This is a genomic window from Arthrobacter psychrolactophilus (assembly GCF_003219795.1).
In the GTDB taxonomy this organism is placed as follows: Bacteria; Actinomycetota; Actinomycetes; order Actinomycetales; family Micrococcaceae; genus Specibacter; species Specibacter psychrolactophilus.
Genome location: NZ_QJVC01000004.1, coordinates 123,115 through 144,542 on the forward strand (window position 1 = coordinate 123,115; position 21,428 = coordinate 144,542).

The 21,428-nt window shown below is 58.8% G+C and carries 22 protein-coding genes; 9 read left to right on the forward strand and 13 right to left on the reverse strand.

What is annotated here, in order from left to right; genetic code table 11:
* Nucleotides 1-273: 273 nt before the first annotated feature.
* The gene (locus tag CVS30_RS06790; protein WP_110484578.1) at nucleotides 274-1,911 is read left to right on the forward strand and encodes an ABC-F family ATP-binding cassette domain-containing protein; all 1,638 of its coding nucleotides are present in this window, start codon (nucleotides 274-276) and stop codon (nucleotides 1,909-1,911) included.
* A gap of 82 nt (nucleotides 1,912-1,993) precedes the next feature.
* Here the strand turns inward: CVS30_RS06790 and ccsB are convergent, their stop codons facing one another.
* The 5 genes from ccsB to CVS30_RS06815 form a co-directional block, all read right to left on the reverse strand.
* On the reverse strand, nucleotides 1,994-3,067 hold the full coding sequence (gene ccsB / locus CVS30_RS06795; protein ID WP_110484579.1) for a c-type cytochrome biogenesis protein CcsB: 1,074 nt from the start codon (nucleotides 3,065-3,067) through the stop codon (nucleotides 1,994-1,996).
* Nucleotides 3,067-4,776: a cytochrome c biogenesis protein ResB gene (gene resB / locus CVS30_RS06800; protein WP_110484580.1), complete on the reverse strand. Its 1,710-nt coding sequence runs from the start codon at nucleotides 4,774-4,776 to the stop codon at nucleotides 3,067-3,069. Before resB ends, ccsB begins: the two co-directional genes overlap by 1 nt.
* Nucleotides 4,776-5,531: a cytochrome c biogenesis CcdA family protein gene (locus CVS30_RS06805; RefSeq protein WP_110484581.1), complete on the reverse strand. Its 756-nt coding sequence runs from the start codon at nucleotides 5,529-5,531 to the stop codon at nucleotides 4,776-4,778. The genes resB and CVS30_RS06805 overlap by 1 nt, the downstream gene beginning before the upstream one ends.
* A 15-nt stretch (nucleotides 5,532-5,546) precedes the next feature.
* Nucleotides 5,547-6,134, reverse strand: a complete 588-nt coding sequence (locus CVS30_RS06810; protein ID WP_181419727.1) for a TlpA family protein disulfide reductase — start codon at nucleotides 6,132-6,134, stop codon at nucleotides 5,547-5,549.
* 118 nt (nucleotides 6,135-6,252) lie between these two features.
* The gene (locus CVS30_RS06815) at nucleotides 6,253-6,915 is read right to left on the reverse strand and encodes a histidine phosphatase family protein (RefSeq protein WP_110484582.1); all 663 of its coding nucleotides are present in this window, start codon (nucleotides 6,913-6,915) and stop codon (nucleotides 6,253-6,255) included.
* A 166-nt stretch (nucleotides 6,916-7,081) separates the two neighbouring features.
* On the opposite strand from CVS30_RS06815, the gene CVS30_RS06820 reads away from it, so the two are divergent.
* The 3 genes from CVS30_RS06820 (at nucleotide 7,082) to CVS30_RS06830 (ending at nucleotide 9,269) form a co-directional block, all read left to right on the forward strand.
* On the forward strand, nucleotides 7,082-7,639 hold the full coding sequence (locus CVS30_RS06820; protein WP_110484583.1) for a YceI family protein: 558 nt from the start codon (nucleotides 7,082-7,084) through the stop codon (nucleotides 7,637-7,639).
* A 127-nt stretch (nucleotides 7,640-7,766) separates the two neighbouring features.
* Entirely contained in the window at nucleotides 7,767-8,417 is a 651-nt protein-coding gene (locus tag CVS30_RS06825) for a hypothetical protein (RefSeq protein WP_110484584.1), read from the forward strand.
* A gap of 132 nt (nucleotides 8,418-8,549) precedes the next feature.
* On the forward strand, nucleotides 8,550-9,269 hold the full coding sequence (locus CVS30_RS06830; RefSeq protein ID WP_110484585.1) for a DUF6264 family protein: 720 nt from the start codon (nucleotides 8,550-8,552) through the stop codon (nucleotides 9,267-9,269).
* Nucleotides 9,270-9,304: 35 nt separating this feature from the next.
* On the opposite strand, the gene CVS30_RS06835 is transcribed toward CVS30_RS06830, so the two are convergent.
* Both CVS30_RS06835 and CVS30_RS06840 read right to left on the reverse strand, forming a co-directional pair.
* Nucleotides 9,305-10,018: a redox-sensing transcriptional repressor Rex gene (locus tag CVS30_RS06835; RefSeq protein ID WP_110484586.1), complete on the reverse strand. Its 714-nt coding sequence runs from the start codon at nucleotides 10,016-10,018 to the stop codon at nucleotides 9,305-9,307.
* Nucleotides 10,019-10,171: 153 nt separating this feature from the next.
* Nucleotides 10,172-10,516, reverse strand: coding sequence for a glutaredoxin family protein (locus tag CVS30_RS06840; protein ID WP_306418757.1), 345 nt, complete (start codon nucleotides 10,514-10,516; stop codon nucleotides 10,172-10,174).
* A 139-nt stretch (nucleotides 10,517-10,655) separates the two neighbouring features.
* On the opposite strand from CVS30_RS06840, the gene CVS30_RS06845 reads away from it, so the two are divergent.
* Nucleotides 10,656-11,468, forward strand: coding sequence for an HAD family hydrolase (locus CVS30_RS06845; protein ID WP_110484588.1), 813 nt, complete (start codon nucleotides 10,656-10,658; stop codon nucleotides 11,466-11,468).
* Between the two features lie 118 nt (nucleotides 11,469-11,586).
* On the opposite strand, the gene CVS30_RS06850 is transcribed toward CVS30_RS06845, so the two are convergent.
* The 6 genes from CVS30_RS06850 to CVS30_RS06875 all read right to left on the reverse strand — a co-directional run bounded on the left by CVS30_RS06850 (nucleotide 11,587) and on the right by CVS30_RS06875 (nucleotide 16,550).
* Entirely contained in the window at nucleotides 11,587-11,685 is a 99-nt protein-coding gene (locus CVS30_RS06850; protein ID WP_074712200.1) for a 30S ribosomal protein bS22, read from the reverse strand.
* Between the two features lie 114 nt (nucleotides 11,686-11,799).
* Nucleotides 11,800-12,036 (reverse strand): helix-turn-helix domain-containing protein, encoded by a 237-nt coding sequence (locus CVS30_RS06855; protein ID WP_110484589.1) that lies wholly within the window; start codon nucleotides 12,034-12,036, stop codon nucleotides 11,800-11,802.
* A 128-nt stretch (nucleotides 12,037-12,164) separates the two neighbouring features.
* Nucleotides 12,165-13,289 (reverse strand): 3-deoxy-7-phosphoheptulonate synthase, encoded by a 1,125-nt coding sequence (locus tag CVS30_RS06860; RefSeq protein ID WP_110484590.1) that lies wholly within the window; start codon nucleotides 13,287-13,289, stop codon nucleotides 12,165-12,167.
* Between the two features lie 200 nt (nucleotides 13,290-13,489).
* Nucleotides 13,490-14,500, reverse strand: coding sequence for an acetylxylan esterase (locus CVS30_RS06865; protein ID WP_110484591.1), 1,011 nt, complete (start codon nucleotides 14,498-14,500; stop codon nucleotides 13,490-13,492).
* Between the two features lie 174 nt (nucleotides 14,501-14,674).
* The gene (locus tag CVS30_RS06870) at nucleotides 14,675-15,613 is read right to left on the reverse strand and encodes a carbohydrate ABC transporter permease (RefSeq protein ID WP_110484592.1); all 939 of its coding nucleotides are present in this window, start codon (nucleotides 15,611-15,613) and stop codon (nucleotides 14,675-14,677) included.
* Nucleotides 15,606-16,550 carry a carbohydrate ABC transporter permease gene (locus CVS30_RS06875; protein ID WP_110484593.1) on the reverse strand — a complete coding sequence of 315 codons (945 nt, stop codon included), beginning with the start codon at nucleotides 16,548-16,550 and terminating at the stop codon, nucleotides 15,606-15,608. The genes CVS30_RS06870 and CVS30_RS06875 overlap by 8 nt, the downstream gene beginning before the upstream one ends.
* A gap of 343 nt (nucleotides 16,551-16,893) precedes the next feature.
* On the opposite strand from CVS30_RS06875, the gene CVS30_RS06880 reads away from it, so the two are divergent.
* The 4 genes from CVS30_RS06880 (at nucleotide 16,894) to CVS30_RS06895 (ending at nucleotide 21,388) form a co-directional block, all read left to right on the forward strand.
* Nucleotides 16,894-18,189 (forward strand): ABC transporter substrate-binding protein, encoded by a 1,296-nt coding sequence (locus tag CVS30_RS06880; protein ID WP_110484594.1) that lies wholly within the window; start codon nucleotides 16,894-16,896, stop codon nucleotides 18,187-18,189.
* Between the two features lie 344 nt (nucleotides 18,190-18,533).
* Nucleotides 18,534-19,325, forward strand: a complete 792-nt coding sequence (locus CVS30_RS06885) for an acetylxylan esterase (protein WP_306418758.1) — start codon at nucleotides 18,534-18,536, stop codon at nucleotides 19,323-19,325.
* Entirely contained in the window at nucleotides 19,322-20,074 is a 753-nt protein-coding gene (locus CVS30_RS06890; protein WP_110484596.1) for an alpha/beta hydrolase, read from the forward strand. Before CVS30_RS06885 ends, CVS30_RS06890 begins: the two co-directional genes overlap by 4 nt.
* Nucleotides 20,075-20,203: 129 nt before the next feature.
* A complete protein-coding gene (locus tag CVS30_RS06895) occupies nucleotides 20,204-21,388 on the forward strand; it encodes an L-talarate/galactarate dehydratase (protein WP_110484597.1) in 1,185 nt (394 codons plus the stop codon).
* Nucleotides 21,389-21,428 lie beyond the last annotated feature (40 nt).

Sequence of the window (21,428 nt, forward strand, 5' to 3'; positions counted from 1 at the left end):
GTCGGACACCTCCTCCCAGCCTTCCCCGCGTCCCAGCCGCCTAACCCCACAAGAAAGCGCCCCTTCCCATACAACCGCCCTGTAAACCCGTTGAGCCGCCACATAATGCCCTTTAGAACGTTCTAAAGGGCATTAGGTGGCGACTCAACGTGAGGAATAAGGGAGCATCAGGTTCTGTGACGAGAAAGGCCAACCGGGAGGCCCGAACGTGCGCTGGGGAGACGCGTGCCACGCCCGTCCGGCGGGCCGCTGGAAGCAACTTAAGATGGAACTATGAGCGCAACTCTTGTCGCAAAGGACCTTTCCGGAGGCCACGCACACCGCACCCTTTTCTCTAACCTCTCCTTCACCGTTGCACCCGGCGATGTCATTGGCGTCGTGGGCGCCAATGGTGCCGGTAAGTCGACCCTGTTGGGACTCTTGGCCGGCGCCACAACACCGCAGGGCGGCACCGTCAGTACGGCTCCCTCGGATGCTTTTGTTGGCTGGCTGCCGCAGGAACATGAACGCATTGAAGGCGAAACCATCGCCGATTACCTTGGCCGCCGGACGGGTTGCACCGCCGCCACGATTGCCATGGAAAGTTCCGCCGAGGCGCTCGGCTCGGGCAAAACTGAAGATGACGATCGCTACGCGGCCGCTCTGGATCACTGGCTCGCCTGCGGTGCCGCGGATCTCGATGACCGTATCCCGGCAACGTTGGCCGAGCTAGGCCTTGAGGTAGGTCCCGAGGCGCTCATGACAGGCCTCTCCGGTGGACAAACCGCACGGGTGGCGCTGGCGGCCCTCCTGCTGAGCCGCTTCGACATCGTGCTCCTTGACGAGCCCACCAATGACCTTGATCTGGCAGGTCTGGCCCGCCTCGAGGAATTTGTGAAGGGCCTGCGCGGCGGCGTGGTTCTGGTCTCGCACGACCGCGAGTTCCTGGCTCGCTGCATCACCTCGGTCGTGGAGCTCGACCTGGCGCAGAACAAGGTGGCCGTGTACGACGGCGGATACGATTCCTTCCTCGAGGAGCGCGCCATCGCCAAGCGCCACGCCCGCGAGGCCTATGACGAGTTTGCCGATAAGAAGGCTGACCTCGTGGGTCGCGCGCGGACGCAGCGTGAATGGAGCTCTCAGGGTGTTCGCAACGCCATGAAGAAGAACCCCGATAATGACAAGATTCGTCGTCGCGCCAGCTCGGAATCCTCCGAAAAGCAGGCGCAAAAGGTGCGGCAGATGGAATCGCGGATCGCCCGACTCGATGAGGTCGAGGAGCCGCGCAAGGAATGGGCCCTGCAATTCAGTATCGCCGCGGCTCCGCGCTCCAGCACCGTTGTGTCAACGCTCAACGAAGCCATCGTGCAGCAGGGTGACTTCACGATGGGGCCCGTTTCCTTGCAGGTCAATGCCGGTGAACGCATTGGCATCACCGGCCCTAACGGAGCAGGCAAGTCCACCTTGTTGAAGTTGCTGCTGGGCCGGACCACGCCGGATACCGGCACCGCATCACTGGGCGCGAATGTGGCCATCGGTGAGATCGATCAGGCCCGTAGCCAATTCCCCGAAGGCGTCCCGCTAGGTGACGCCTTCGAGACCCTCGTCCCCGAGATGAATCAGGCCGAGGTCCGCACGCTGCTGGCAAAATTTGGGCTCAAGGCCGATCAGGTCACGAGCCCCGTCGGTGCGCTTTCCCCCGGTGAGCGCACCCGCGCCTCCCTGGCACTTTTGCAGGCCCGCGGCGTCAACGTCCTGGTACTCGATGAGCCCACCAACCACCTCGATCTGCCCGCCATTGAGCAGCTTGAAGAGGCCTTGGAAAGCTACGAAGGCACGCTGCTGCTGGTCACTCACGACCGCCGCCTGCTGGAAAACGTTGAGCTGGACACGCGCTGGTCGGTCTCCAATGGCATGGTCTCGGAGCTGTAGAGCACAAGCACAGTCTGTACAGACAGCAATGCCCGGGATGCGCTTCGCATCCCGGGCATTACTACATCTACAAGAACAGCACTTAGCTGCCAACACCCGCGTAGGAGTGTAGACCCGAGAAGTACATGTTCACGATCGTGAAGTTAAAGACCACGCACAGGTAGCCAACAATCGAGAGCCAGGCAGCACGCGTGCCGGTCCAGCCCTTGGTGGCGCGGGCGTGCAGGTAGCCAGCGTAAACAACCCAAATCACGAAGGTCCAGACTTCCTTGGTGTCCCAGCCCCAGAAGCGGCCCCACGCCTTTTCAGCCCAGATGGAACCAAACATGAGCGTCAGGGTCCAGCCGACGAACGCAATTCCGTTGATCCGGTATGACAGGTTTTCAAGGCTCAAGGCGTTCGGAACCAAGCGCATCACGGGCAGTTTGTCCTTCTTGCCCGAGGCGATCGCCACCTCACGGCGAGCCTGGAAAAGTTGCAGCACTGACATGGCAAATGTCAGCGTGAAGAACGCCGAGGAGAGTACCGCGATGGACACGTGAATGATGAGCCAGTAGCTCTGCAGTGCGGGCACGAGGTGACCCACGGGGGTCCAGAAGGCCACGGATGCGGCAACCACCATGAGCAGGATCAGGCCAACCACGAAGGTGCCGAGGAAGCGCAGGTCGCGACGCGTCAGAACCAAAAGGAACACGATGACAACGGCAAAGCTACCCGTTGTGCAGAATTCGTACATATTGCCCCACGGCACACGCCCGGCCGCCAGTCCGCGGAGGACCACAGCAAAACCCTGGACGACGGCGGCCACAACAGTCAGTGCCACGGCCACGCGAGCCACCACGCGGCGTTCCTTGCTGTAGCGCATGGAGTCACCGGCGGTGACGCCGTCGGAGCCGGAATGGGTCTTGCTGCTGGGACGCACGCCGCGGTCCTGCGGGCCGGTTTCCAGTCCCTGGCCTGTGGCGCCGCGAGCGTTAGCTCCGGCGAGGACGCTGGCCTGAAGCGTGGATTCTTCAGTGGCCAAACCAGCCTTGGCGGCCTTGCTGAAGGTGAACAAGTCCCAGACATAAGCGCAGAATGCTACCGCGTACGCCATACCGGCAACCAGCATGAGCTGCTCGCTAAGTTGGGCAAAGCCCTCATTGATATCTTGCATTACTGATCCTTAGTTGCGGGAGTGTCGCCGAGTGCGGAGTCGGAAGTTGAAGGGGACGTCTCGAGACCATTTTGCTCTGCTTCATCCAATGGCACCAGCCATTTGCTGTGCAGTGCCTTGTTGATGGCCTCATATTCGCCGGCCAGGCGGTGGTCTTCGCCACGAGCCAGCAAACCGTATTCCACCATGGTGCGCCCGTCGGGATGGTTACCCGTACGAACCCAGACCCGGCGGCGGTTGAAGAACAAGGACGCCATCAGACCAGCCAGGGCCAGCACGGCAAATACCAGCACATATCCCTGTCCTGGGTCATGGCGGATATCAAGGGCTGCGAAGCGCTTGATGCCGTCAAAGCTGATGGTGCCGTTGCCACCGGGGAGGGTGTAACTCTGATTGGGGCCGAGTACGATACCGCCGGCGTCAAGGTTACGGGAGTTGATTTCGGTCAAAGTTGAGGTGTCGAGCGTGTAGACATTGCGCGGGATACCGCCGTCAAGCCCTAGGTCACCTGTGTAGGCGTTGAGGTTCAGCTGCGGGTTGAACGGGTCAGGGTCCGAGCCATAAGCTACACCATCTTCACCTACCAAGGCGGTGGGCAGGAAGAAGCCAACGAAGCCGAGCTGTTGGGGCTTGGCATCGGGAACCTTGATAACCACGAGGGAGGTGTAGGCGCCGTCGGTAGGAATCGTGATGACGGGGCCTTGGTAGGCCACCTTGCCTTCGCCGTCCTTGATCGTGACGACCGGGGCGTAGCCATTACCTACGAGGTAAATATTGGTGCCACCGATACCCACGGGTTCATTGACCTTGAGCGTCTTGGTGACGGCTTCTCCATCGGTGCCGTCCTTGACCTTCAGCGTGGCGTTGAAGTCCAGCGGCTGACCGTAGTGCGCCTCGGTGGACCTGTCGTACTTGACGACCAGCTTTTCCAGCTGGGCCGAGTACGGCTCCAGGGTCGCATCGGAGAAGTTCGTGCCAGGGGTGAAGGTGTCGTAGCTGCTCAGGGTGTTCACGAAGGTCTCCCCTTCAACCAGCACGCGCTGCCCGCTATAGCCAAAGAGACCGCTGTAGGCGATGGCGGCGAGGACGCCGATCATGGCCGTGTGGAAGAGCAGGTTGCCAACTTCCTTCATGAAGCCAATCTCCGCGCCGACGGAGGGCCGTTCGGTGTCGAGGTCCCGCACATCCACGCGGTATCCGCGCTTCTTGAGCATCTGCGCAGCTTCCTTGACGGCCGTCGTGGCGTCAATGCCGTTGGCGGCAGGGATCGTGACCGTGCCGTATTCGGCCAGCCGAGATAGCCGCTTGGGTGTTCGCGGGGGTGCCGAGCGCATGGCCTTGTAATGAATCTTGGCGCGAGGGATCACGCAGCCGATCAAGGAGATGAACAGCAGCAGGTAGATGGCAGAGAACCACGGCGAGGAGTACACGTCGAAGAGCTTGAACCAGTCCATGATGGGCCCCGAGGTGGGGTTGTCCTTCAGGTACTGCGCCACCTCGGAGGCAGCGGAGGAGCGCTGCGGGAACAAGGAACCGGGGACCGCACCCACGGCCAGCATCAGGAGCAGGAACAAGGCGGTACGCATGCTTGTCAGCTGCCGCCAGGCCCAGCGGATCATCCCGAAGAAGCCAAGCTGCGGCAGCACCACCTCACCACCGGAGGGAATAGGTGCCTTGCTCTTGGGTTCTTTCACCACTGTCTCTTTCATTAGATTGGCAATCTCACTTCATTAGCAAACCAGAACTGCAATTCGTTGATCCACGTGCCCCACAACCCGGTCACCATCAACAATCCCAGAAGAATCAACATGCCGCCGCCAAAGTACTGCAGGCCGCGGCGGTGCTTCCGGAAGAACGTCAGGGCGCCCAGTCCACGGCGTGCGCCCAAGGCGATGAGCAGGAAGGGCAATCCCAGACCCAAACAGTAGACAAACGTCAAAAAAGCGCCCTTGACGGCGTTGGGGCCATCGGAGAACGCTAGGAGCTGCACGGCACTAAAGGTGGGGCCGATACAGGGCGCCCACCCTAATCCAAAGGTCAGACCGAGGATTGGTGCGCCCCAGAGCCCGGCCGGTGGTTTCGCGTGAATCTTTGCTTCGCCCTGGAACCAGCTTAATCCGCCAAGGAACACCACACCCATGAGAATGACGACGGCGCCGAGCACCTGCGTGACCCAGGCGGCGTCGGGTCCCATGAGCCAGGCGCCCAGCTGACCGAACACCGCCCCAATGAGCACGAAAACTACGGAAAACCCGAGCACAAACAGCCCAATGCCGGCAAACATGCGCCCGCGGCGCTGGTTTTCCAGATCAACCCCGGTCAGCCCGCTAACGTAGCCCAAGTATCCGGGAACAAGCGGCAAGACGCACGGCGACAGGAACGAGACCAGGCCAGCGAGCATGGCGACAGGAATCGCCAGCAGCATGGAGCCGGAAAGGATCGTCTCGGCAAATGGATTGTTCATAAGGGTGACTGGCCGTTAACTCTCAGCCAGGGCGGAGGTGATGAGGGCTTTCAAGGTGCCCTTATCGGCGGTGCCGAGGACGCGTGCCGAGACGCGGCCCTTCTTATCCAGCACCAGGGTGGTGGGAACCGAGGACGGCGGCACATACTTTGTCATGGCCAGCAAAACTCCGCCGTCCTTGTCCAAGATCGACGGGTAGCTCACGCCAAAGTTGCGTTCAAAGGCCTCCGCGGCGGCCTTGTCATCCCGGACGTTGACGCCGATGAACTTCGCGCCCTGAGGCGTGAATTCCGTGTTCAGTTCCTGCATGGCCGGGGCTTCCAAACGGCACGGGGCGCAGGCTGCGTACCAAAAGTTCAAGACGGTGACCTCGCCGACGAAGTCCGCAGCGTCCACGGTTCCCCCGTCAAAGAGCGTCGCCGTAAACGTGACCGCATCCTTGCGATCCGCGGCACCATATTCGGTGACCGATCCGTCCCCTGCGATGTAATTCTTGTTATCGCCCGCATTGGCCTGATCGGCCAAGGGGTCGTTGCCGGAGCAGGCGGCCAGGGCCACCGTGAGTACGGCGCCGCCAGCAGCCAGCAGGGATCTACGGCTCATCGAAGAAGTCACGACGCAAATCTTTCGTTTCAAGGGAAGCCATCGCGCAATCGCAGACATGGCATTTTGTTCTACGATACGTCGAATAGCTGATTGTCAGCTGAGTGCTGCGCGGAATTTAGGCCCCGGGCGTTGTGGCAGCACCAGGCAGCAAGACGGCCGCCGGTTCGCTGTAGTTGACGTCCACAATGTCATTGCCATTGAACGTCAATGACGTGAGCGAGGCCAGGGTGCATTCGCGGTTGCGCGGGTCGTGCCAGAGGCGCTTACCCTCGGCACTGCGACGCGCGGACCAGATGGGCAACTGGTGGCTGACCATGATGGCCTGTGCCCCATCTCCACCTATTTCAAAAGCACGACGACGAGCATCTCGTGCCGCCTCCAACATGCGTTCCGCCTGGGCCTCGTAGGCTTCACCCCAAGAAGGGCGCAAGGGGTTCACAAAATAAGGCCAGTGCTTGGGCTTGCGCAGCTCGGACTTGTTGACCTTCATGCCCTCGAAGTGGTTCTCGGCTTCGATGATGCGCGGATCGGTCACGATCTCCAGACCCAAAGCCTCGGCCGTGGGTTGTGCTGTTTCCTGGGCCCGAGTCAAAGGTGAGGCCACGAGGTAGACGGGAGCGGCGCCGTCGTTCTTCAACGCAGAAAAGTGCTCGGCAACCATCACCGCCATGGCGCGGCCACGCTCGGAGAGGTGAAACTCGGGGAGCCGGCCGTAGAGCACGCCATCGGGATTGAAAACCTCGCCGTGGCGCAGAAGATGAACAGTTACGTGAGACATGCTTCCCAGTTTCTCAAAGTTAGTTGGGAAGGGGTTAATCAGCTCCCGGAAAAGTTTTTTTCAATCCCGGGAATATTAGATGCAAACGCATGCTTATGCCATGTGAAGGATCACCACAGTGGCGATCCTGCCACCGTGTCACCAACTAATTTTCAAGGAGATCCACATGTCAGTAACCACCATCGAATCAACCGGTCTTGCCCAGGGCATCTGGAGCCTCGACGCATCACACAGCACGGTGGGCTTCGTTGTCCGCCACGCTGGCATCTCCAAGGTCCGCGGCCAGTTCACCGAAGTTGCCGGCGAACTGACCCTCGGCGAAACCCTCAGCGATTCCTCCGTGACCGCCACCATTCAGGCTGCCAGCTTCAGCTCGGGCGACGAAGGCCGCGACGGCCACGTCAAGAGCGCCGACTTCTTCGACGTTGAAAGCTTCCCCACCCTGTCGTTCGCCTCCTCCGCCATCTCCGGCGACACCGAGGACTTTGAACTGGCCGGCGAGCTGACCATCCGTGGCATCTCCAAGCCCGTCACCTTCAAGGGCGAATTCAACGGCGTTGCCGTTGACCCCTTTGGCGCCACCCGCGCAGGCTTCGAAGCCAAGACCGTCATCAGCCGCAAGGAATTCGGCCTGACCTGGAACGCAGCTTTGGAAGCTGGCGGCGTCTTGGTCTCCGACAAGGTCACCATCACCCTTGACGTTGCTTTCGTCAAGGCTGCATAAGGGTTCTCCCCTAGGCATATCCCCTCGCCACTGAGGGTAGAGGCCGGTTCGCCATTATGGTGAGCCGGCCTCTTTGCTGCCCACCGACCCCCTATGCAAGTTTTGTTGGCGCGGCTAGGTTTGGACTATGAGCACACCGAATGAGCACCCAGGTCCCGAGCAATCCGGCTCGCAACCATTCCCTCCCGGTTATGGTTCAACGCCCACTCCCCCGCCTCCCGGCTATGAAGTTCCCCCCGGATATCAGGCACCTCCCAGCTATCAAGCCCCGCCGAGCTACCAGCAGCCGGGCGCACAACAGCCCCCGCCTGCCGGCAATTTCAAATTTGAACTACCCAAGGACATGCCCACGTCCTTGAACGACGTCATGCCGGCCGGTGGCTTTTCTGGAATGTTTAAGGTCAACGGCTTGCCGCAAATGCTCAAGGTCTCGTACATCTTGTGGCTCGTGACGGCAGGTCTTGGCATCATCTTTGGCGTTCTGGCCTTCTTCAGCAATCTGCTGTTGTTGGGCACCCGTTTTGGCAGCGTCAAGGGTCTCGTTGCAACGCTGATCTCCTTGGCTTTGATGGTTGCGGTGGCACTGTGCGCCATGAAACTCAAAGAGGGTCTGCAGTGGGCACGATTGGCCCTGACGGCCAGCGTTGTCGTCAGCTTTATCTTGTTGTTCCTTGGCGGCGGCGGAGTTGGCCTGCTGGGTGTTGTTGCCGCGGTCTTTATGTGGCTACCCGAGTCCACCGCGTGGTTGAATTCGCGTTCCCGAAGCCCCGGATACTAGTTTTCGCTGGTAGCCGCACCGGCTAGCAGCCTTCGAGAGAGGTCGCGTAGGGTTGTGAGAAACCCGCCGCGGCCTCTCTTGAATTTTCTTGGCTGCGTTATGGCGCCACGGCAACCTGAAAGAGTACATCTCATGACTACCTCCGGTGAAGAATCCCAAGAGCAACCCACCACCCGTCCGGGGAGCTACGGCGAGATCGCCCCAGGGGTGCCCCGCTACGGTCAATACGCGCCTGAGGGATGGGAGCCGCCTCAGGACGTGAAAGACGCGCAGAAGGCAGCCACGCCGTCGCAGGCCTTGCCCCCTGCCCAGGCTTACCCCGGGTTTCCAGGCACACAACCCGGCGGCCCGCAGCAATCAGCCCTCCCGTACGGCAGCGAGGAACATTTAGCTCCGCCCCGCAGGGTCCTTTTGGGTAGCCGCATGATCCTCGCGGCCGGAGCCTTGCAAGCCATCTCGGTGATAGCCCTGCTGGCTGTGCTGCTCATGCCTTCGGTCAAGGCATCCATCGTTGATGCGCTGCAGACAACCTTGGGCAGCACCCCAGAACTGATGGAGGTGTACTCAGATCCGACGCTGATCAATGTGGCGTTGTTCTTTGCCTTTGTTTTGAGCATCGCCATGACGGCCAGTTATTTCCTGCTCGCCCGCAAGCTTCGTCAGGGCGCCAACTGGGCTAGGGTCACGGCTCTGGTCTTGGCCATTCTCTCGCTCGTGTTCCTCGTGCAGCCAAACCCGTTGACGATCGTCCAGGTGGGGCTCGGCGTTGTCGGCGCATTCTTGCTCTTTGGACCACTGAGCAAGGACTTCTTCGCGGCACGCAAGGCCAGCCGCGGCATGGGCAAGATCTAGCTTTTCTCGGATGGTTCCGTGGAGCGCCTACGCGCTCAGGCGCCGGAGCGCTCCTGGTTCAGCTCTGGCGCCTGCAGGCTTTGCGCGTGATAGGCCAAAATTTGTAATTCGGTGGCCATATCGACCTTGCGTAGGTTGACATGCTCGGGGACGGTCAAGGCCACCGGGGCAAAGCTCAAAATGCTGTGCACCCCGGCGTCGACAACACGATCGCACACAGACTGCGCCACCGAGGCGGGCAGGGCCAAGACCACCATGTTGGCCCGCGTTGACTCCAGAACAGCTTCCAACTGCGCCACATCACCTACGCGCAGCCAGCCAATCTCGGTGCCGATGATAAGCTCGTCGGCATCCAGCAGCGCCACAACGTCAAAGCCGCGGGATTCAAATCCGGCATAGCGGGCCAAGGCGCGGCCCAGGTTACCGGCACCAACAATGGCGACCCGCCACTCGTGGGTCAGCCCCAGTGCTTGGGCGATCTTGCGGCTGAGATTTGCAACGTCATAGCCCACGCCACGGGTGCCGTAAGAGCCCAAGTACGACAGGTCTTTGCGAACATTAGCCGAACCAACACCGGCTGATTCCGCGAGTGCTTCAGAGGACACGCTCTCTGCGCCCTCGGCCAACAGGGCGTTCAGGGTCCGTAGGTACAGGGTGAGGCGCGAGACGGTGGCAGGCGGAAGTTGCCGGGCCGGCTCGGCCGTCGACTCATCCGGGGTCTGCACAGGACTCAAAACACCACTCCTCATTCTCAAATAACGCCGCGAACGGCTGCTACTGACACGCCTCTAGGACCCGTGTTCATCCTCATCCACTGTATGGCGTGGCCCGGTTCCAGCCAAAAAATTCCGGCTTTTGGAGACTTGCGGCAGCGCCGGAGAGGGCCGTACATTGTGGGCAGATTAGTTCTCCGCCACCGCTTTGCTCAGAATTGTGCGCAGGCGAACGGGGTCGATCTGCCAAAAGTCCCGTTGAATGCCATCCACGAGGACCACCGGGACTTCCTCACCATATTGAGCGGTCAGCTCAGCGTCGTTGTCGATGCTCACTTCACTCCAGCTCAGCCCCAATTCAGCGGCCACCTCCGTCACGACAGCACGGGCGTCTTCGCAGAGATGGCAGCCAGACCTCGTGACAAGCTCCAGAAGGGGTCCTCTGGCCCCGTTCACGGGAAGTTCGACGGCGGGATCGTCACGGCGGGCGTCGGGGACGTTGGCGGTAGGTTCCATGCCTCTAACGGTACTCAATGCCGAGGGGCTTCCTCATCACGCGGAAAAGTCGAACCATGAACCGGAAGATTTTCGGCAAATGAAAGTTTCACCACAGTTAACCCCTGAGGTCGGTGGCGGAGCCGCGTATGAGGCGAGGATTGACTAGACTCGTAGCATGCCCGACGTGATTACCAACAGTGCCGAGGCCGCCTCGACTGCTGCGCCGCACCAGGGTGAAGCCGCTTTCTTTGATGTCGACAACACCCTCATGAAGGGTGCCAGTCTGTTTCATGTGGCCCGGAAGATGTACCAGAAGCGCGCCTTCACACTCAGGGACGTGGCAGGATTCGCCTGGAAGCAGCTGAAATTCATCACGCGCGGCGAGAACATGAAGGACGTTCATTCGGTTCAGGATTCCGCCCAAAAGTTGGCTGCCGGAATTAGCACCGAATTCATTCGTCAGCTGGGCGAAGAAGTCTATGACGAGATGATTGTCTCCAAGATCTGGCCCGGCACCAGGGCACTCACCCAGGAACATCTAAAATCCGGGCGTCAGGTGTGGCTTGTCACTGCCACGCCCGTTGAGGTCGCCTCCGTCATTGCCGAACGCCTGAGCCTGACTGGCGCCCTCGGCACGGTGGCTGAGGTCGAGGATGGCATTTATACGGGTCGTATTGTTGGCGAAATCCTCCATGGTGCCGCCAAGGGACATGCAGTCCTTGCACTGGCGGAGAAAGAAAATCTGGATCTGACGCGTTGCTGGGCCTATAGCGATTCCTACAACGACATCCCCTTGCTGACCTCCGTGGGAAATCCCGTAGCCATCAACCCTGATTCAAAATTGCGTCAGCATGCCAAAGACAACAACTGGCCCATCTATGACTACCGTTCCGGGCGTCGCGCCGCGACTCTTGGACTGCGGGCAGCGACGGGAGCGGGCATTGTGTACGGGCTATGGAAGGGCATTGCCAAGGTGCGTCAGCGTTAGTACCTTGTGAGTAGTGTCCGAAGCTGCCGCAAAATCTAGGCTGAGGCGGGGTTGTTCAGGCATAAAAAAACACCCGCACACCACAAGGGTGAACGGGTGCCTTCGCAAAAAAGAAGATTTACTTCTTGTTACGACGCTGGTGACGCGTCTTGCGAAGCTGCTTACGGTGCTTCTTCTTGGACATCCGCTTGCGGCGCTTCTTAACTACTGAACCCATGAAAGTTCCTCACAAACTGCATAGAACAACCTCGGATGAGGCCGTAAACGATTAGGTTGACCGATCTCAGGAATCGGTCAAAGCCGAAAATGGATCTTTCCTAGGGTACCGCCTTTAACCTGCATGCGCCGAACCGGAGGCTCCTCGAGCCTCTGTGCCGTCGACCACGGCGGATCGAAGATAACTTTCTACGGCGTTTACCGGTACCCTGTACGACCTTCCAAAACGCACTGCAGGGAGCTCGCCGGCGTGCACCATGCGGTAGACAGTCATTTTTGACACCCGCATGAGCTCGGCGACTTCCTGAACCGTCAAGAAGGTCACATTGGAGAAGTTTTGCTCCTGAGTCATTGCAATCCTTGGTATCCATTTTCATTCAAGTTGGAGCGACCTTTTGGCGCCCGGCACCTTCTGCTCCTAGCGCTAACTCTAGAGGCAGAAGGTGCCTGAGTGAAAGCAATTGAACGTATTTGGTGCCCTTAGGCGGTGCGGCGGGCGCGCGAGCTGCGCGCCAGGTTCGCCAGCACCACGGCGGTGACGTCCCAATCCATGCAAGCGTCCGTGACGCTCTGCCCGTAGGTCAGCTCGGCGGCGCCTGCGGCCACCTTGTCAACGTCAAGACTCTGGGCGCCGCCAACAAGGAAGCTCTCCAACATGACGCCTGCAATGGTGTGAGCGGACTCATCTCCAGTTTCCAGCTGGGCACCAATTTCTAGGGCAACTTCGGCCTGACGGTGATGGCTCTTGCCGGAGTTGGCATGGCTTGCATCCACGATCAGGCGAGGGTTGATGCCGGCAGCCGTGGCCTTCTCAGAAGCGGCCGCCACGTCAGCGGCGCGGTAGTTGGGGCCCTTACGTCCGCCGCGGAGGATGACGTGGGTGTCTTGGTTACCGGAAGTGGTGACGAGGGAAGCGCGACCTTCACCGTCGATGCCGAGGAAGGACTGCTCCGCACTGGCGGCGTTGCAGGCATCTAGGGCCACCTGCAGGTCACCGTCGGTGCCGTTCTTGAAGCCGACCGGCATCGACAGCCCGGACGTCAGCTGGCGGTGAATCTGACTTTCCGTGGTGCGGGCCCCGATGGCACCCCAGGAGATGAGATCAGCGGTGTATTGGGGGCTGATCGGTTCCAGGAATTCGGTGCCGGTGGGCATGCCGAGTTGGGCGACCTCGAGCAGGAACTCGCGCGCCATTTCCAGACCCTTGGCAACATTGTGGCTGCCGTCGAGGTCGGGATCGTTAATCAGGCCCTTCCAGCCAACCGTGGTGCGCGGCTTTTCGAAGTACGCCCGCATGACGATGAGCAGGTCTTCCTCATGTTCCTTGGCGGTCTCAACAAGGCGACGAGCGTATTCCAGTCCGGCCGTGGGGTCGTGAATCGAGCATGGTCCCACCACGACGAGGAGGCGATCGTCGACTCCATCCAGGACGGCTCGCACCTGATCACGGCCACGTTCGACGACGTTGCTCGCGGCGAGATCCAGCGGCAGCTTCTGTGAAAGTTGCGCTGGTGACGGTAGTTCGGTGAAGCGGCTGACACGCAAGTTAGCGGTACTCTGCGGGGCTGCCGAGGCTGATGAGGTGGCTTCTGCGGTGACGCTCATGAGGGTGATTCCTTTGGATGAGGCTGGATGCGAGCCCACATCGGAGCCCGCCGGAAATGGCGAAGGACAGAGAATAAGATTCTCTGTCCTGTTGGCTCTGAAGGAAGGTTGGATGCGTGTCAGTTAGACGCGGGCCCCTCCAGAGCCAACGAAAAATACGCATACCAACGGTTTGTCATGCCCACACCATACGCCGAAAATTATCCGGCCAGCAAATCCGCGACGTAATGTAGCTGCCGAAGCCGCTGGTGTTCCTGTCCACCTTCGTGATTATTGAAGCGGTAGTACTCGATTTCTTTGCCGGGCTGCTGGGCCGCAGCGGTGCCGTAGTTATTGAAAGACGCGTACACGGTAGACGGCGGGCAGATATCATCCATACCTGCGCAGGAGTACAAGGCCGGGACCGTGCAGCGGGCGGCGAGGTGGACCCCGTCGTAGTAGTTCAATACCTCAAGGACACCCTCATAGGCGGTGCGGTGACGGTTCAGGAAGTCGGCAATTTCCGGATACGGGCCACGCGGGGCGGTGTCGATGGCGCGAGGGAAGTCCTGCAGGAACGGGACATCAGGCAGGAGGGCGATGACGCCGTCGAGCCTTCCTGCCGCGAGACCGGCGGCGGCGATGGCGAGGCCACCGCCCTGACTGATGCCCGTCAGAATGACCTTGGCGGCGTCAACGTCCGGATGACTTTGCGCGGCCTCGATAGCGCGGAAGGTGTCAACGTAGAGGCGGCGATAGTAGTACGTGTCGCGGGCGGAAATGCCCCGGGTCATGAGGCCAGGATAGTTCACGTCGCCAGCGGAAGGATGCGGGTCGGGGGTGTCGCCGAGCAGGCCGCCGTAGCCTTGCCCGCGGGTGTCCATGATGAAGTGCGCATAGCCGGCTTGAGCCCACCCGGTGTCCTGCTGAATCAGGCCACGACCGCCAGAATAGCCAATGTATTGCACCACGACGGGGAGCTTTTCGCCCGGTGTCCGGTTCGCTGGAAGATGCAGCCAGCCCTTGATCGGGGAGCCGTCGAATCCGGCGAAGGTCACGTCGAAACTGTCAATGACGGTGAGTAGATTCTCCGTGGGGAGGAAGCTGGCATCCAGCGCGAATGCGCGAGCCTCGGCAATCGTGGCATCCCAGAAACTATCAAAGTCGGCAGGCTCAACAATGCTCGAGGTGTAGCTACGAAGTTGGTCAACTGGCATATCAAAGAGCGGCATAGCTAGGAGTCCATTTCAGTCAGGGTCCGGCTGCTGTGCCGAACAGGCTCACTGGACATCCTATGTCCCATGTGTTGATTTGGGGAGGGTTTTTCCAATTAATATGACTGCATGTTCTCCGCCCGATGGGCCATGGCGGCCCAGCGGAGAACATGCGGTCATCTGTACTACTCGCTATTTAATGCCAGTGGTGGCGATGCCCTTGATGAGGAATCGCTGGCCGAAGAGGAAGATCAGGAACACTGGCAGCAAGGAGACAATCGACATGGCGAAGAGCGAACCCCAGCTAGTCCCTGCCTGGGAGTCAACGAAAGCTCGCAATGCGACCGGAACGGTAAACATGTCCGGGTCCGTCAGGTAAATCAGTGAGCTGAAGAAGTCATTCCAGGTCCAGATGAACGTGAAAATCGTGGTGGTCGCTAGCGCCGGCACCATCAGTGGCAGGATCACACGCAGGAAGATGCGGGGGTGGCCTGCACCATCGATACGTGCAGCTTCGTCAAGATCTTTCGGAATGCCTCGGATGAACTGCACCATAAGGAAAACGAAGAATGCATCGGTGGCCAGCAGCTTCGGGACAATCAGTGGCCAGAAAGTGTTCACCCACCCAATCTGGGAGAACAAAACATACTGCGGAACGACAACCACGTGGAAGGGCAACATCAGCGTCAGCAACATGATGCCGAAGAAGAGCTTGCTGGCGGTGAACTTCAGCCGCGCGAACGCATAGGCGGCCATTGAGCACGAGATCAAGTTTCCGAGGATACAACCAATCACCACAATGGCGGAGTTGAGCATGTAGTGCCCGAATGGGTGGGTCAACGCTGACCAGCCACTGCTGTAGTTACTCAGGTCCAAGGTGTTGAGCCACAGGCCCGGATCCTTGAAAATCAGGTCATTAGGTCGTAGCGAAGAAACTACCATCCAGAGCAGCGGATAGATCATGATCGCGCCACAGGCGATGAGGATGATGTGCTTCGTTATGGCGCGAGCCCGAGCCCGACGGCTAAACGCCAGCGATCCCATGGACTCACGAACTTTTGGCTTTTTCTCGGGGCTTATCGGCGCTGCAACGGTCTTAGTTTCCGGGGACGCCGTTTGAAGATTAGTCATCGTAGAACACCCAATACTTAGAGACAACAAAGTTGATGGCGGTGAAGACACCAATGATGATCAGGAGCACCCATGCCATGGCAGAGGCGTATCCCATGTCGAACTGGCCGAAACCCTTTTGGTACAGGTAAAGCGTGAAGAACATCGTCGAATCCGACGGTCCACCATTTCCACCAGAGACGATGAACGCCTGGGTGAATGCCTGGAAAGAACCAATGATCTGAAGCACCAGGTTGAAGAAGATAATTGGGCTCAGCAAGGGAATGGTGATCTTGGCAAATTTCTGCCACGGGCTTGCACCATCGACGGACGCGGCCTCGTAGTACATGGCCGGGATCTGGCGCAGGCCTGCTAGGAAGATGATCATGGGGGCACCAAATGTCCATACATGGAGCAAGATGATGGATCCTAGGGCCGTATTGGGATCAGAGATCCAGCCCGGCCCCTGGATGCCGATCATGGCTAGGAGCTGATTAACCAGTCCAGTGGTGCCGAAGATCTGCTTCCACAAAATAGCGATAGCCACGGACCCACCCAAGAGGGACGGTAAGTAAAAAACCGACCGGTAGAACGGCAGGCCGCGAATTCCCTTGTCGAGAACCATGGCAATCAATAGCGCGACGGCAAGCTGAACTGGCACGCCAACCAATACGTAGGTGAAGGTGACCCCGAGCGAATTATGCAGTCGGGTATCGCGAAGCATTCGCGCAAAGTTGTCTAAGCCGGTCCAGTTCGGAGCCTGCAACAAGTTGTAGTCCGTGAACGACAGGTACAACGAGGCCACCATGGGCCCGATGGTGATGAAAAGCAGTCCGATCAGCCAAGGGATCAAGAAGATGTACGCGGCTTTATTGTCGCGACGATCGTCCCTCTTCTCGGCGGCACTCTTGGCGCCGGTCCGCCGCTTCATTTTGGAGAGTTCTCCCAGCGCACTCATGGCCGGACCTCCATTTGCGCCATTCCAGCCTCGGTCATGCCTGCGATGCAACCACCGTCTCGTTGGTCATGAGCCAGCATGCGAACCTCCTTTGGTTTCATGTCGAGGAAAACTGACATTCGTTTTTGCATTCAATATGTGCGTTCTTGTCAGCCGATTGTCGGCTGGGTGAACCTCATGCAATGAGATCCACGCCACTAAATTTCAAGTGGCCTAATCCAAAGTAAACGTTTTCTTGACGTCTGTACAGTCCATTTGCTAAATTTCGAGAAAGCGCTTTCTGTGATGGGGGCCACAAGGCTTCCCGGGTCGCGGGAAAGCAACAACGAGAGGTTGGACAAAGATGTTTCAGCTCAAGAAATCAATTGCAGTCGGCACAAGCGCACTCGTCGCGATGTCACTGCTCCTCACCGGCTGCGGCGCTTCTGAAACAGCCGAAAAGGTCGGCACAGCAGATGATCCGGTCACCATTCGCTTCGCATGGTGGGGTAACGATGCCCGGGCAAAGACGACACTAGAAGTCATTAAGGCTTTCGAAGCAGAAAACCCCGGCATCAAGATCAAGGGTGAGAACTCAGAGTTCAGTTCCTACTGGGACAAGATGGCAACCCAGGTCGCTGGAGGTGACACTCCTGATGTATTCGCTCTGAGCGGTTCTTACCCCAGCGAATATTCCAGCCGTGGCGTGTTGCTTGATCTGGACAAAGTCAACGATGAGATCGACACTTCCAAGTTCGCCCCTGGCACCGTAGAACTCGGACAAATCAACGACAAGCAGTACACCATCACGGCCGGGGTCAACTCCATGTCCGTCGTTATCGATCCAGCCGTTTTCAAGGCCGCCGGCGTTGAGCTTCCTGATGACGAAACCTGGACGTGGAAGGACTACCAGGACATCTCCGCCGAGATTACAGCAAAGTCCCCGAAGGGCACCTTCGGCACCATTCCGATGGCCAATGACTCATTCCTCGCCGTTTGGTCACGTCAAGGCGGCGAACCGCTATATTCCGACGACGGACGAAAGCTCGGTATCAGCGAAGCTCGTGTCACTGAGTGGTTCCAAATGAATCTCGATCTGCAGAAATCAGGTGGGTCACCGTCGGCTTCACAGGTCGTTGAAGATACTGCCGCGCAACCCGAACAGACCCTTATTGGCCAGGGTAAGCAGGGCATGAAGATGTCTTGGAGCAACCAGATGAATTCATACTCAGGCAATGAACTGGTCATGATGAAGCTCCCGGGTGAAACACCGACGGGCGGAGCATGGCTTCGTTCCTCGATGGAATATGGGATCTCCTCGAAGTCTAAGAACACCGCGGCCGCTGCCAAGTTTGTGAACTTCCTCGTCAATAGCGAAGAAGCCGGCAAGTTGATCAAGAGTGATCGTGGCATGCCTGCCAACCTCGAGGTTCGCAAGGCAGTCTTGCCCTTGCTCAAGGACAACCAGCAAAAGGAAGCCGCGTATCTTGATCGTATTGCCGAGATGAACCTGACTCCGCCGGTACCGTTCCCCGCTGGGTCCTCGGCCACACTGGAAGTTTTGAACCGTAATCTGACCGATGTTCTTTTCGAAAAGGCGACCCCCGCCGACGCTGCGAAGAAATTTATCGAGGAAATCAATCTCAACTTGGATAAGTAACCTCCTCACCCAGCTTGCCGGGTGCCTGATCCCTCTCAGGCACCCGGCGTCTTCGTCGAAAGGCCATCGTGGACTCATCCGCCCGACCCAGCGCCATCCCTGGTTATGAGGACTGGCCCGGATACGTTTTTAAAAATGATCTCGTCGAGGTTCCGCAGCGTTCCCGGCAACTAGCCGAGGTTCTGGGCGTCCCAGCCCCCGCGTCTAACCTTCAAATCTCGAGGCAATGGAGAGAAACTCACGACGGCGTTACCACCATGGCTCTCAGCTGGCAGTTAGGTTTTGGCCCAGAGACTCGTGCCTGGCTAGTTGTCCCGGAGGGCGCTACCGGCCCCCTCCCCGGGGTGCTGGCACTTCATTGCCATGCTGGACAGAAATACACCGGAGCTAGCCGGCTCATTACATTCCCGGATAACCAGAGCGAGCCGGGAATTGAAACCGATCCAGCTCGACATGACCTTTATGATGGCCGGTCCGCCGCAACAGATCTGGCGCGCGATGGTTTTGCTGTCCTAGCCCACGACACCTTCTCTTGGGGCAGTCGCCGTTTCTCTCTCGATACTCCGCCCGAGGTCTACAACGCCGCTGCCGCAGTTCATGAGAGCACGATCGCGAAAGCAGCTGGACTGATCGGCACGAGTTTCGCCGGCATGGTGGCACATGACGATTTGGCAGCACTGAGCGTGTTGGAATCACTCCCGGAAGTGGATGCTTCACGACTCGGCTGTTTCGGGTTCTCAGGTGGAGGCGGCCGGGCATTGATGCTGGCCGCGCTTTCTCCTAAGATCCGTAGTTACGCAATAACAGCGATGATGACCACATTTAGTTCCTTATTGCCCGCCTATCTCGACGCACATTCGTGGCTCTTACAAACACCAGGGCTATGGAAAGTTGCTGACTGGCCGGAGCTCACCACACATTCGTCTGCGGAACAGTTCCTGATCCAGTTTGCATCCCGGGACCCTCTATTTCCGGAGCAAGGAATGAGAGATGCCGACAAATTGCTGAACAGTCTGCATGACACAGGAAGCTATACCGGCAGTTTTTGGCCCGTGGAACATCGATTCTCGGCCGACATGCAACGACAAGTCTTCGACTTTTTCTATAAGACTCTCGGAAATGAGATCACTCTATGAGCCCCACGCCACCGTTAGAAGTTTTCTGCCCCGCAGAACTGGCTGGACAGCCTGTTTTTATGGTGCTCCCAGGAGGTGCATACCTTCATCGAGCCGACCATGAAGGTGCTCCCGTGGCTCGTTGGCTCAATTCAGTCGGGCTAAATGCCATCGTGGTTCACTATCCCATTGCCCCGGAGCGCGCCCATCAAATACTTCATCCGGCTCCCCTGACCGGAGTCAGAAGGACTCTCCAATGGCTGCGTTCTGGCGAGTCTGGGCTTTCCATCGATACAACTCGTATCGGCGTCCTTGGCTTTTCAGCCGGGGGTCATTTGGCCGCAACGTTGAGCACCGGCGCCGGAGAAACAGAAACAACAGACAGGCCAGACCTTACCGTCTTGGCTTATCCCGTCATTTCTCTGGTTTCACATGCGCACCAAGGATCGGTGGACGCATTGCTTGGTCCAGATTCCTCCAGGGCCACTCGACACCTCCTCTCCGCGGAAGTGTGCGCTGATGCCTCAACCCCTCCGACTTTTCTCTGGCACACTGCAGACGACGACGCGGTTCCCGTGGAGAATTCTTTGTCGTTCGCCTCGGCTCTAGCGCGCAACGACGTCCCCTTCGAGATGCACATCTTCCCCCACGGACGCCACGGCCTAGGTCTAGCCACTGACGAAGAGGAAGTTGCGCAGCATTCAGCAGCCGGATGGGCGGAACTCTGCTCCACATGGCTGACCCGGCAAGGCTGGCATCCTTCCGTATAGTGCTCGCCAGCAAGCATCTTGCGTCACTATTGGCACACCCAAAGTTCGCCGCCATCATCCTTGTTAGTCCCGGAGCAATACTCTAGGATTCAACGAGAAAGCGTTTTCTCACTCTTTGAAGGGATCGTTATGTCTTTAGCCCCCGCAACCCTGAAAACTCCGGGGAAGGTATCCTCCGGGTCCAAGATCGAATGGGTCAAGCTGTCGTCAGTGGTACTTCCTCTGACCGTCCCCGTGAGCGACGCCAAGGTATTTACCGGACGCCAGAAACCCATGACCGAGGTCGTCTTCTTATTCACGGAGATCCGCACAGCCGATGGCGCCGAAGGCATCGGTTTCAGCTATTCAAAACGAGCCGGAGGCCCTGGTCAGTTTGCCCATGCTAGAGAAATTGCCGCAGAGCTCTTGGGTGAAGACGCCAACGACATCCAGCGGCTATGGACCAAACTCACGTGGGCTGGGGCATCGGTTGGTCGCTCCGGACTTGCCACACAGGCCATCGCCTCCATGGACATCGCACTGTGGGATCTAAAGGCCAAACGGGCCAATCTTCCGCTCGCGAAACTCTTGGGAGCACATCGTGATTCCGTGCGCTGCTATAACACCTCGGGAGGTTTTTTACACACGCCTCTTGAGCAAGTTTTGGAGAACGCCGATGCCACGGTCGCCAACGGTATTGGCGGAATCAAGATCAAAGTGGGGCATCCTGATTCCGCGGTTGACTTATCTCGAGTAGCCGCCGTGCATGAACGGCTTAACGGATCTGTCCCGCTTATGGTCGATGCCAATCAGCAGTGGGACCGCGCAACAGCCCAGAGAATGGGCCGGATTCTGGAAGAGTACAACCTCGCCTGGATCGAGGAGCCACTTGACGCCTACGACGCTGAGGGACATGCGGCCTTAGCCGCTTCCCTCGACACACCCATTGCGACAGGTGAAATGTTGGCCAGCGTGGCCGAGCACTGGGAGCTGATTCGCCACAAAGCTGCGGACATCATTCAACCGGATGCCCCACGAATCGGAGGTATCACCCAGTTCCTGAAACTGGCCGCCTTAGCCGATCACAATGGGCTTGATCTGGCTCCTCATTTCGCCATGGAAATTCACCTTCATCTTGCCGCCGCCTACCCTCGCGAACCTTGGGTGGAGCATTTCGACTGGCTTGAACCACTCTTCAACGAGCGGCTAGAAACTTCACATGGACGAATGCATATCCCGGACCGTCCCGGTTTGGGAATAACCCTCACCGATCAGGCTCGGGCGTGGACGGTGGCAACCGCAGAATTTGGTGGACCGCATAACAGTCATTACTGAGTAAACCCCGCAGCTAGAACAGCAAGAGATCAAAAAGCAC